Genomic DNA, 1,701 nt, shown 5'->3' with positions numbered 1-1,701 from the left:
ATCTATTTTTACCCATGAAAAAACCTCCCCGAATACATCTGGACAGGTTTTTGTATAATTATCCCAATCCAAATAAATACTTTTATATTTTTCATAGGAATTTCTTTTAATATTTTTGTTCAATTATAAAAAGATATCAGATTTTAATGCTTATATATTTCTTAAGACTTTCTACCGATTTAATTGAATATTTCGGTGCAACAGAGCCATGCTGATCACTGTTGAGAGCCACCCTGTCCGTTTTTCGGAGCTACCTATTTCGCTATGAGAGCCACTTGATAATAAAATTAAATAATCGAAAACACCTTCTATAAGTTATAATATTAATTTGTAGATATTTTTATCTACCTTGCAAATTTATAGGAGGTGTTTTTTATGCAAGAAATCAAAAGAATTTTAGAAAGGAGATTTAAAGGTGAAAGCCAGAGGTCGATTGCTTCCTCATTACATTTGTCACGTAATACTGTTAGTAAAGTGTTTAAAGCTGCTGATCAGACTGGATTGAGCTGGGTTCAGTTTCAAACGATGGATGATCGTTCCCTTGATGAACTTCTGTTTCCTGAAAAAAAGTATGTTCCTGTTCAGCAGGTCCCAGATTTTGAATATGTCCATAAGGAACTTTTAAAGCCTGGCACTACTCTTAAAGGATTGTGGGAAGAATACGTTATGTCATGTACCGATGCAAAACTTCCCTATTATCATCGTACTCAATTCAATAAGCTGTACAATGACTATGTCAAGAAGCATAAATTGACCATGCATATCAATCACAAACCTGGTGATAGAGTCATGGTGGACTGGTGTGGCAGCACCATGAATGTGTATGATCGATTAACAGGTGAAGTCACAAAAGCATATCTTTTTGTTGCGACTTTACCATTCAGTATGTATACGTATGTTTATGCGTGTAAAAGCATGAAACAGGAGGAATGGATTCAATGCCATATCCAAATGTATAATTATTTTGATGGTGTGACTAGACTTTTAGTTCCTGATAATTTAAAAACAGGTGTTACTCATCACAAAAAGTATGAAGACCCTGTGATCAACAAAGTATATCAGGAGATGGCTGATTATTATGACACATCTATTGTACCTGCCAGAGTAAAGAGACCTAAAGATTATCTCTAAAAAAAGATTATCTTCAAAATAGAGAAGATAACCTCTTATTCAGGATGTTTTTTGTTTTATTTTTGAAGATAATGTTTTTTCTTATGTTATGCTATTCTTGTCTAAATGAACAGAAAGGATGACATAAATGAACGAACTAGAGAACATTATGAAAACTTGTTTTGAATTGAATCAAAAAAGTAATAATCTTTGTGAGACGACTATTTTGAGACATCATTGGTATTTGAAGAGTTTTTTAAAATTTGGATCATGCAATGGATTTACAAGGCCTTGTCAAAAGTTATATGATGATTTTATTTTAGCCGGTTCTAATGGCTATGATGCCATTTTAAATCGAAAATGGGTTGTTAAACTTGTTGATGAAGTTGCCTCTACTAACGCTCTTGATCAAGATGGATATTTATTAAATTTGCCAAATCTTTATACATATGAAGAAGTTACCGCTTATTTTAAAAATTTTACGTTTCCTTTAGACGACAGTGCAGATAATTTGTATTTAATCAGTTATACTTTATATAATATTAAGAATGAAGATACTACCCAATCAACATATGGTCAGTATAAAAAAGC

Annotated in this window: 2 protein-coding genes; both read left to right on the top strand. The window is 32.2% G+C overall.

Annotated features, from left to right (window positions below):
- Positions 1-375 precede the first annotated feature (375 nt).
- Complete coding sequence (gene istA / locus ACLVEP_RS12645) at positions 376-1,131, top strand: IS21 family transposase (RefSeq protein ID WP_412585263.1); 756 nt, start codon at positions 376-378, stop codon at positions 1,129-1,131.
- 127 nt (positions 1,132-1,258) lie between these two features.
- A partial coding sequence (locus ACLVEP_RS12640) for a hypothetical protein (protein ID WP_412585262.1) occupies positions 1,259-1,701 on the top strand: 443 nt, incomplete at its 3' end.

It is taken from the genome of Faecalibacillus sp. (assembly GCF_047023275.1).
In the GTDB taxonomy this organism is placed as follows: Bacteria; Bacillota_I; Bacilli_A; order Erysipelotrichales; family Coprobacillaceae; genus Faecalibacillus.
Note: the sequence above shows the minus strand (reverse complement) of the source record. Positions and strands in the feature narration are given on the sequence as shown.

What these genes read in the sequence shown, in the direction of transcription:
- istA (WP_412585263.1), top strand. Translation starts at nt 376, where the DNA reads ATGCAAGAAATCAAAAGAATTTTAGAAAGGAGATTTAAAGGTGAAAGC.